Source organism: Desulfobacteraceae bacterium (genome assembly GCA_022340425.1).
GTDB lineage: Bacteria > Desulfobacterota > Desulfobacteria > Desulfobacterales > JAABRJ01 > JAABRJ01.
Genome location: JAJDNY010000079.1, coordinates 1 through 8,229 on the forward strand (window position 1 = coordinate 1; position 8,229 = coordinate 8,229).

Consider the following 8,229-nt stretch of genomic DNA (forward strand, 5'->3'; position numbering starts at 1 on the left):
CCCCCGACGTTGGCGCAAAGCAGGATATTCCCAATCAGCCTGGCTGGGCTGTAAAAAGATCGCTGCAGACCTTCCACTGGTCGTCTTCGCGGGTCAGTGTCAGGACGTGCTCGACCTCGTGGGTTTCCCCCAGTGAAAAGAGCTTGGCCACATAGGCGAAGACCGGGTTGATGGCGGTTTTGCGCTCGGCGGTCAGGTGCACCTGGGCCGTTTCCTGGTCCATGGACAGGATTTGGGTCTCGACGTGGTAGAGCTGGCTTTTCAGAAAGCTGGGCTTGAAGCCGCGCTCGCGGGCCTCGACGTTTTTGCGGTGGAGGAAATCTTTGACCAGGGTGCTCTCGGCTTGCAGCTGCTGGCAGAGCATGATTTCCATGGCGGGGTCCAGGGCGTAGTAGGCCTTGCTGAATTCCCTCGCGACCCGGCCCGGTGTGGCCTTTTGATCCGCGTAGACAAAGAGAATCTGCAGAAAAACCGCCAACAGGATGGTGCCGCCGATTACCGTGAGACTGATGCCCTTCTTCATTGCTCTGTCCTCCTCGTGGATAGCCTTGCGGGTTGCCCGCCGGGCGGACCTGTCCCTGAAAAACGGGTTTTTGCATACCATGGAAGACCCGGCTTTACAAGCCTTTTTGCGTGTTTGAAACCGCCGCCGCGACCGGTCATCGGGCCGGTTCAAGCGCCTGTCCTGCGTCGCCCAAAAAAAACACCGGAGCACGGCACGCCTGGGGCGGCCGGCTCCGGTGGTTCAGTTGGCCATGGGGGCGGCTACTTGCGGGATTTGGCGAAGCCGATGCGGTTTAAGGCCTCCTCCATCTCGCTCAGGGTGGCGGGGTCATCGATGGTCGCCGGCGTTTTGAACTCCTTGTTGTCGGCGATTTTCTGGATGGTGCCGCGCAGGATTTTGCCCGAGCGGGTCTTGGGCAGGCGCTTGACCACCGTCGCGGTCTTGAAGGCGGCCACCGGCCCGATGCGGTCGCGCACCATCTGGACCACCTCTTTGATGATCTCCTCCTCCTTGCGGTCGACGCCGGCGTTGAGCACCAGGAACCCGATGGGGATCTGCCCCTTGAGGCTGTCCTCGACCCCCAGCACGGCGCACTCGGCGACATCCGGGTGGTCGGCCAGGACCTCCTCCATGGCGCCCGTGGAGAGGCGGTGGCCGGCGACGTTGATGATGTCGTCGGTGCGGGACATGACGTAGACGTAGTCGTCTTCGTCGATGAAGCCGGCGTCGGCGGTTTTGTAATAGCCCGGGAATTCCTCCAGGTAGGATTTGATGTAGCCGGCATCGTTGTTCCAGAGGGTCGGCAGGCTGCCCGGCGGCAGGGGCAGCTTGACCACCAGGGCGCCGATCTCGCCCGCGGGGACCTCCTCGTTTTCGGGATTGACCACCTTGACGTTCCAGCCCGGCACGGCCTTGGTGGGCGAGCCGTACTTGACTGGGAAGTGTTTCAGCCCCATGCAGTTGGCGGCGATCGCCCAGCCGGTTTCGGTCTGCCACCAGTGGTCGATGACCGGCACCTTGAGGTGGTTTTCCGACCACTGGAGCGTGTCGGGATCGGAGCGTTCGCCGGCGAGAAAAAGGGCCTTGAAACAGCTCAGATCGTAGTTCTTGATCAGCGCGCCTTTGGGGTCCTCGCGCTTGATGGCGCGGTAGGCCGTGGGGGCGGTGAACATGCTCTTGATCTTGTGCTGGCTGATGACCCGCCAGAAGACGCCGGCATCCGGGGTGCCCACCGGCTTGCCCTCGAAGAGGATCGTGGTGCAGCCCTTGAAAAGCGGCGCGTAGACGATGTAGGAGTGGCCCACCACCCAGCCGACATCGCTGGCCGCCCACCACACGTCGCCTTCATCGATGTTGTAGACCCCCTTCATGCTCCACTTGAGCGCCACCAGGTGGCCGCCGTTGTCGCGCACCACGCCCTTGGGTTGGCCGGTGGTGCCCGAGGTGTAAAGGATGTAGAGCGGGTCGGTGGCCGCGACCTGTACGCAGTCCTGGGGCTTGGCCTCGGCTGCGAGGCTCTGCCAGTCGAAGTCGCGGCCGGCGGTCAGTTCGGCAGTGGCCATCGGCCGCTGGAAGATCACGCAGGCATCGGGTTTGCTGTCGGCGATCTGGATGGCCTCGTCCAAAAGCGGCTTGTAGGCGATCACGCGCTTGCCTTCGATCCCGCAGGAGGCCGACACGATGACCTTGGGCTTGGCGTCGTTGATCCGGGTGGCCAGTTCCTTGGCCGCAAAACCGCCGAAGACCACCGAATGGACCGCCCCGATGCGGGCGCAGGCCAGCATCGCGATGGCCGCCTCGGGGATCATCGGCATGTAGATGATCACCCGGTCGCCCTTGACGACCCCGCGGCCGGCCAAAACGCCGGCGAAATTGGCGACCAGGTCCCTGAGCTGCGAATAGGTGAATTTCTTGATGGTGTCGGTCACCGGGCTGTCGTAGATCATGGCCAGGCGGTCGCCGTGGCCGCGTTCGATGTGATAATCCAGCGCGTTGTAGCAGGTGTTGGTGACGGCGCCGGTGAACCAGCGGTAGAACGGTTTGTTGGAGTCGTCGAGGACCTTGTCCCACTTCTTGTACCAGAAGCAGTCCTCGGCCGCCTCCGCCCAGAAGGCGTTGGGGTCGTTGATGGATTTTTCAAAGGTGGTCTGGTAAAGGTCGGTCATGTTTTCCCTCCTTCATCCCTCGAGTTAGTAAAAGGCCTTGTGGGCTTGGTGTGCAAAGCGGCACTTCCCCTCCGCCCGAAGCGGGGGCACCGCCCTCGTGTCAGCAACCGTCCGGTTTTTGGGCCTCTTCGGTCAACGGCCCGTCGTTTTCGGCCGCGGCCTCCGGTGCGTGTCTGAAATGAGGCTTGGAAACCGGCGCGTCTTCCCCAATAGCCGGTAGGGGGCGCCTTGGCCGAGCCTAAGCTCCTGAATAAACAATCAGAGGTAAATATGTCAAGAAAATAGTGAATCCGATACAGTGTTTGAATCCTGGTCAAGGCTTTCGGGGCGCGGCCCGGCCGGAAAGCGCACGGGTCTTCGCCGAATATCGCCGGAGGGCCGCCGCGTTTGCGGCCCGCAATCGTCACTTGACAGGTGCAACTGAAAAGAAGTATAGATTTTTTCTTGATTTACATCAGGGTGTTGCATGCCGAAACCCAACGGTCAAAGCCATGTCCCGTCCATCCTCAAGGTTGCCTGAAGCGGCCCTAACCTGTCGACTTTTCAGTCGCTTCCACACGCAGTGAGGCGCCATGGGCCCTTAATTACCAATTTCCCACCGAAACGCTTTTGCCCCATCATCTCCCTCGAAACGTTTGGGAACACGCGGCAGCTATCTTACGCCAAACTCACAGGAGGTCTCATGATTGTAGCCGAACGAAAACCTTTGCAGGAAATCAAAGACATGCTCAAGGACGCCAAAAAGGTCCTGACGGTTGGCTGCGGCACCTGTGTTGCCGTTTGCTTGGCCGGCGGCAGCAAGGAGGTCGGCGTGCTCAACGCCGAACTGAAAATCGCCCGCAAACTGGAGGGCAACCCCATCGAACTGGCGGCGGCCACGGTGGAGCGGCAATGCGACCGCGAATTTCTGGCCGAACTGGACGGTGTCGTCGACCGCTACGATGCCGTGGTCTCCATGGCCTGCGGGGTCGGGATTCAGTTTTTGGCGGAACGCTACCCCCACATTCCTGTTTTCCCGGGGGTCAACACGACCTTCATGGGCGCCAATCAGGATGTCGGCTGGTACGAGGAGCGCTGCCGGGGCTGCGGCACCTGCTTTTTGGGAATTACCGGCGGCATCTGCCCGGTGACCATGTGTGCCAAGGGGCTTCAAAACGGCCCCTGCGGCGGGACCAACAGCGGCAGTTGCGAGATCAATCAGGACCAGCCCTGCGCCTGGCAGGCCATCTACGAACGGCTGGCCAAACAGGGGCGCCTGGCCAGCATCATCGAGATCTGCCCGCCCACCGACTGGCGCAACCAGATCCCGCGCACCATCGTGCAGCCGGGTTACGCCAGACGCAAGCAACTGGCGGGCAAGTAGAGACGGGGATCCCATCTGAAAATCACGACAACGCAAAGTAGAGGAAAAATCGATGACTGAAAGCAATCTGAAAAAGATTTTAGACGCCGGACACTTTGCCTTTACAGGTGAATTGGGACCGCCCCGGGGGGCCAACGTCGCGGCCATTACGGAGAAGGCCAAGTTCTTGGTGGGCAACGTGGACTCGGTCAACATCACCGACAACCAGACCGCCATGGTGCGCATGTCCAGCTGGGCCGCCTCTCTGATCGCCATGCAGGCGGGGCTGGAGCCCAACTATCAGATGGTCTGCCGCGACCGCAACCGCCTCGCCATGCAGGCCGACATCCTGGGCGCCTGGGCCCACGGCATCCGCAACATGCTCTGCCTTTCCGGCGACCACCAGCAGTTCGGCGACCACCCGCAGTCCAAGGGCGTCTTCGACGTCGACTCCATGCAGCTGATCGGCATGGTCCGCAAGATGCGCGACGAGGGCAAGTTTCTCAGCGGCAGCGATATCGACGACACCCCCAAGATGTTCATCGGGGCGGCCGCCAACCCCTTCGCCGAACCCTTCGAGTGGCGGGTCCACCGTCTGGCCAAGAAAATCCAGGCGGGTGCGGATTTCATCCAAACCCAATGCATCTTCAACATGGACAAGATGCGCCGCTGGGTCCAGCAGGCCAACGACATGGGGTTGACCGAGAAGGTCTACATCCTGGCCGGCGTGACCCCCATGAAGAGCCTCGGTATGGCCCGCTACATGAAGCTCAAGGTGCCGGGCATGGATGTGCCCGATGAGATCATCGACCGGCTCAAAGGTGTCGACAAAAAAAAGCAGTCCGACGAGGGCATCCGGATCGCCTGCGAGCAGATCCAGGAGTTCAAGGAAATGAAGGGTGTGGCCGGTGTGCATTTGATGGCCATCGAATGGGAGCACCGGGTGCCGGAGATTGCCGAGCGGGCAAAGGTTCTGCCCAGGCCGAAGGTTTAACCACAAGACTAAGGAGTTTCCAATTGAGTGCAGATCCTAAAAAAGTGATGGTCATTGGAGGCGGTATCGCCGGTTTGACTGCGGCCTGGGAGTTGTCCAAGTGCGGTGTCGCGGTGGATTTGGTGGAAAAAAGCGACCACTTGGGCGGCCATGCCATCCAGTACTGCTGCAAAGCCACCGAAGAGTGCCGCCAGTGCGGCGCCTGCTCCGTCGAGAAGATGCTGAAAAACGTGGTCGAGGCGCCCAACATCAACGTTCACTGCGGGGTCGAAGTCGGTCGGGTCGCCCGCAACGGCCGTTTCGAGGTCAGCTTGCAGCCCAGCGGCGCCGCGGCCCCCGCCGCCAGCCCCGGCTGCCAGGAGCGCTACGAGACGGACCCGCTGGCCTGCGCGGCCGCCCGTAAATTCTCCAAAAACAACGCGGCCCTGGACTGCGCTGGTGCAGCGGCGGATCTCAAGGTCGACGCCATCGTGCTGGCCAGCGGTTTTGCGCCCTTCGACGCCACCCGCAAAGGCACCTACAACTACGGCAAACTGCCCAACGTGGTCACCGGGCTGGAGCTTGAGCGCGGCGTGCGCGCCAACGGCCGGGTGTTGCGGCCCTCCGACGGCAAGCCGCCCGCCAAGGTGGCCTTCATCCAGTGCGTCGGCAGCCGCGACGAGCGCCTCGGCAACCTCTGGTGCTCCCACGTCTGCTGCCCGTATGCGCTGCGGGTTTCGGAGCTGATGAAGCACCACAACCCGGAGGTCGAGATCACCGTTTTTTACATGGACATTCAAAACACGGGCAACAATTTCCCGGCGTTCTACGAAAAGTGCAAACAGGACCTGCAGTTCGTGCGCAACATCCCCGTGGACGTCTACCCGATGGAAGACGACCGTCTGCGGATGCGCTACACCACGGAAGCCGACGGGTCACCGGTGGACGCCGAATTCGACATGGTGGTGCTCTCCATCGGGATCATGCCGGGGCTGGACAACCAACGGATGGCGACCCTGCTGGACATCGGGCTGGATGCGGACGGTTTTTTCCAGAGCACCGACAGTTTCAACTGCACCGTTACCAACAAAAACGGCGTTTTCCTGGCCGGAACGGTTGGGGGGCCGAAGACCATTGCGGCCTCCATGGCCCATGCCGGGCAGGCAGCCTATGAAGCAATGAAATACTTAGGGGGGGCCGAATGACAGACATAAAGCAAAAGGATATGGAAGAGATCGCCATCGCGACCGATGTTCTGGTGATCGGCGGGGGTCTGGCGGGGGTGCGCACGGCAGCTGAAATCGCCGGTCTGGGGTATAAGGTGATTCTGGCCGAGAAATCGGCCGAGCTGGGTGGCGCGCAGCCAAACCCGGGGCCGCTCTTCGGACTGGGCGCAGACGCGCAGAAAACCGTCGCGGACCTCGTCCAGGCGGTTTCGGCGGATACCCGGGTGGATGTCCTGACCGGAACCCGGGTGGCGGCATTTGCCGGGGTTTCCGGGGATTTCACGGTCACCCTGACCTCCGGGGCGGAGGTTTGCCAGAAGAAGGTCGGCGCCGTGGTAGTCGCCGCCGACTTAACCCCCAGCCCGCTGAATGCGGCCTACGGCCTGAGCCTCTCGGAGCGGGTCGTGTCCCAGTCCCAGCTGGACGCCCTGCTGTCCGACCAGGCGGCGCGCGCGGGGCTGGGCGGCAAGGTCGTGGCCTTTCTGGTGGGCTTTGGCCAGGAGGGCAACCCACTGGTCATGAAGCGGGTCATGCAAAGCGTCGCCGCCCTGACGGCCATCGAAGACTGCACGGTCTACGTCTACGTCAACAACATCAAAGTGGCGGCCGACAACCTGGAAAAACTCTACCGCGAGGGGCGCGACCAGGGCGCGATCTATTTCAAACTCGCCGAGGCGCCGCAGGTCAACCCCGACGGCAGCGCGATCGTCTACCACGACCTGGTGGTGCGCCAGGACGTCGAACTCAACCCCGACCTGATCGTGGTGGAGGAAGCCCTGGTGGCCGACGCCGAAAACGGCCAGCTGGCCGAGCTCTTGCGGGTGGACCGGGATGCCTGGAATTTTCTGCAAAGCGACAACGTCCACCGCTTCCCCATTCAGACCAACCGCGAGGGAATTTTTGTGGTGGGCGCCAGCCGCGCCATTCAGGATCTCCCCGCCGTTTGGACCGACGCCGAAAACACCGCCTTGGCCGTCAAGGGGTTTCTGGGTGACGGGATCAAGCGGTTGCCCACGGGCAAGGCGGTGGTGGACAACGGCAAGTGCACCTTCTGCCTGACCTGCTACCGCTGCTGCCCCCACGGGGCGATCTACTGGGAGGCGGCCAGCAACAAGGCGATCATATCGCCGGTGGCCTGCCAGACCTGCGGCATCTGCGCCAGCGAATGCCCCATGGACGCCATTCAGATCGGCGGCTTCAGCGACGCCGAGATAAGGGCCGAGTTTCTGGGCAGCCTGGCCGGCTCCGCCCCGCGCATCGTGGCCTTCTGCTGTCAGAACTCGGCCTTCGAGGCCGGGCAGATGGCCGCGCAGTTCAAGATGGCCCTACCGGCCGGTCTGCAAATGGTCAAAGTTCCCTGCGCCGGCAAGGTCGATCTGGACTACATCCTGACGGCCCTCGCCGAGGGCGCCGACGGGGTGCTGGTGCTGACCTGCCACGAGGGCAACTGCAAGTCCGAGCGCGGCAACACTTACGCCAGCTGGCGCGTGGAGGAGGCCCAGCGCATGCTGGCAGAGGCCGGCTACGAAAAGGATCGCCTGCGCTTTGCGACCCTGGCATCCAATATGGGCAAGGAATTTTCCAATCTTTTGCTGGACATGGAGGCCCGGATAAAAGAATTGGGATTAAGCCCTATGAAAAACTGACAGAGTGTGCGATAATGCATCGTTAGTGGCAATATGGGCGCATTTTCGCAACTCAAGCCCGTTTCCGAAAGCAACCGGTGCGGCGGCCGGTGAAACCGCCGCACCAGTGCCGGACGATGTCCGGCAAGCGTCGCGAAACGAAGAATCCATTAGGGAGGTTTTGCAGCATGGCTGAGGAAGCAATCAAAATCGGAGGCAAGAAGAAAACCACGTTCATGGACCAGGTCAAGGGCCTGCTGCCCGAGGGCGGCAACCTCAACCTGTGCCTGACCTGCGGGGCGTGCTCCTCGGGGTGTCCGGCGACGGGTCTGGAGGGCATGGACCCGCGCAAGTTCCTGCGCATGGCCGCGCTGGGGCTGGACGAGGAGGTCA

General features: G+C 62.2%; 7 protein-coding genes. 5 read left to right on the forward strand and 2 right to left on the reverse strand.

Annotated elements, in window-relative coordinates; translation table 11 throughout:
• Positions 1 to 34: 34 nt before the first annotated feature.
• Positions 35 to 523, reverse strand: a complete 489-nt coding sequence (locus tag LJE63_07340; protein MCG6906422.1) for a hypothetical protein — start codon at positions 521 to 523, stop codon at positions 35 to 37.
• 242 nt (positions 524 to 765) lie between these two features.
• Complete coding sequence (locus LJE63_07345) at positions 766 to 2,670, reverse strand: propionyl-CoA synthetase (protein MCG6906423.1); 1,905 nt, start codon at positions 2,668 to 2,670, stop codon at positions 766 to 768.
• Between the two features lie 682 nt (positions 2,671 to 3,352).
• Here LJE63_07345 and LJE63_07350 point away from each other — a divergent pair.
• The 5 genes from LJE63_07350 to LJE63_07370 form a co-directional block, all read left to right on the forward strand.
• The gene (locus tag LJE63_07350) at positions 3,353 to 4,033 is read left to right on the forward strand and encodes a methylenetetrahydrofolate reductase C-terminal domain-containing protein (GenBank protein MCG6906424.1); all 681 of its coding nucleotides are present in this window, start codon (positions 3,353 to 3,355) and stop codon (positions 4,031 to 4,033) included.
• Positions 4,034 to 4,085: 52 nt separating this feature from the next.
• The gene (locus tag LJE63_07355) at positions 4,086 to 5,006 is read left to right on the forward strand and encodes a methylenetetrahydrofolate reductase (protein ID MCG6906425.1); all 921 of its coding nucleotides are present in this window, start codon (positions 4,086 to 4,088) and stop codon (positions 5,004 to 5,006) included.
• Between the two features lie 23 nt (positions 5,007 to 5,029).
• Positions 5,030 to 6,190 (forward strand): FAD-dependent oxidoreductase, encoded by a 1,161-nt coding sequence (locus tag LJE63_07360; GenBank protein MCG6906426.1) that lies wholly within the window; start codon positions 5,030 to 5,032, stop codon positions 6,188 to 6,190.
• Entirely contained in the window at positions 6,187 to 7,857 is a 1,671-nt protein-coding gene (locus tag LJE63_07365; GenBank protein ID MCG6906427.1) for a hydrogenase iron-sulfur subunit, read from the forward strand. The genes LJE63_07360 and LJE63_07365 overlap by 4 nt, the downstream gene beginning before the upstream one ends.
• Positions 7,858 to 8,024: 167 nt before the next feature.
• Positions 8,025 to 8,229 (forward strand): oxidoreductase (locus tag LJE63_07370; protein MCG6906428.1); only part of this gene is annotated, 205 nt, incomplete at its 3' end.

Coding starts and splice junctions, on each gene's coding strand:
- LJE63_07350 (MCG6906424.1), top strand. CDS start 3,353: ATGATTGTAGCCGAACGAAAACCTTTGCAGGAAATCAAAGACATGCTC.
- LJE63_07365 (MCG6906427.1), top strand. CDS start 6,187: ATGACAGACATAAAGCAAAAGGATATGGAAGAGATCGCCATCGCGACC.
- LJE63_07345 (MCG6906423.1), bottom strand. CDS start 2,670: ATGACCGACCTTTACCAGACCACCTTTGAAAAATCCATCAACGACCCC.
- LJE63_07355 (MCG6906425.1), top strand. CDS start 4,086: ATGACTGAAAGCAATCTGAAAAAGATTTTAGACGCCGGACACTTTGCC.
- LJE63_07340 (MCG6906422.1), bottom strand. CDS start 523: ATGAAGAAGGGCATCAGTCTCACGGTAATCGGCGGCACCATCCTGTTG.